General features: G+C 41.1%; 1 pseudogene. It reads left to right on the top strand.

Features of this window, described 5'->3' with window-relative positions:
• Positions 1–76 precede the first annotated feature (76 nt).
• Positions 77–1,337, top strand: a pseudogene (locus tag QUB33_RS29435) (IS5 family transposase); the annotation flags it as partial.
• Positions 1,338–1,414 lie beyond the last annotated feature (77 nt).

The raw sequence follows: 1,414 nt of genomic DNA, 5'->3' as shown, positions 1-1,414 counted from the left end.
TTTTAGTAGGCATTGACTTTTTCTAAATATCATTATATTATACTATGCACTATGCGTTTTAGATGCTCAACAGCTTAACCGTTGGGTAAAAATGGCCGAACTTATCCCGTGGTCAGAATTTGAAGCAGAATATGCTAAAAACTTCCCCACAGAAGTGGGTGCACCCGCCAAATCCTTTCGGATGGCATTGGGGGCATTAATTATCAAAGAAAAACTGGGAATTAGCGATAGGGAAACAGTCGAACAAATCCGGGAAAACCCCTATTTGCAATACTTTATCGGTCAATTAGCTTACAGTAATGAAATCGCATTTGACCCATCTCTATTAGTTCACTTTCGACGGGCGTATTAGTCCCAACCTAATTAATAAAGTGAACGAACGAATGGTCAAAAAAATGCGCTCCACCACCCCAGTTAAGACCGAAAAAAAAAAGGATTCGGACGCCAAAAATGAGTCACCCAATCGCGGAAAGTTGATCGTAGATGCGACCTGCGCCCCGGCCGACATTAGTTATCCGACTGACTTAGGACTATTAAACGGAGCCAGAGTTCACACCGAAAAAATTATAGATATCCTCTATAAACCGCTCAAAGACCAAATCCTGAAAAAACCCAGAACCTACCGTAATCTCGCCCGAAAAGATTACTTATTAATAGCCAAACAAAGAAGACCATCCCGCAACAAAAAAAGACAGGCAATTAAAAAACAACTCCAATATATCAAAAGAAACTTGGCTCATGTTGAACAGCTAATCGATTCAGGTGCGACCCTAGAAGGTTTGAATAAAAAGCAATATAAAACTTTGCTAGTCCTCACAGAAGTCTATCGCCAACAGAAATGGTTATTTGGCAACAATAAACAGAGTAGTGAGGAGAGAATAGTAAGTTTAAGTCAACCCCACATCCGTCCAATAGTCAGAGGAAAAGCCGGAAAAACTGTAGAGTTTGGAGCCAAACTATCCGCCAGTTGCTTTGAAGGGTATGTATTCTTAAACCGGATGAGCTGGGATAATTTCAACGAATCAGGGGACTTAAAAGCACAAGTAGAAGCATATCATAGCTTCACAGGATACTATCCAGAATCAGTTCATGCAGATCGTATTTATCGTACAAGAGAGAACCGAGCTTTGTGCAAAGAAAGAGGCATTAGAATTAGTGGGCAGCCTCTAGGAAGACCCCCAGCAAATGTGAGTAAAGAAAAAAAGAAGCAAGCCGCATCTGATGAGAGGATTAGAAATGCAATTGAGGGCAAATTTGGGCAAGGTAAACGAAGATTTGGTCTGAATTTGGTCATGGCAAAACTTGACAATACCTCGCAAACAGCCATTGCGATTACTGTAAGGATTCAGGTCTGAAAGAAGGGAATAAGCTCAGGAATAGTCAAGTCACAAGAATGGGCATTCATAGCCTCACG

The sequence above is a fragment of the Microcoleus sp. B3-A4 genome (assembly GCF_036705385.1).
Taxonomy (GTDB): Bacteria; Cyanobacteriota; Cyanobacteriia; order Cyanobacteriales; family Microcoleaceae; genus Microcoleus.
The sequence above is the reverse complement of the archived record's forward strand: the minus strand, read 5'-3'. Positions and strand labels throughout refer to the sequence as shown.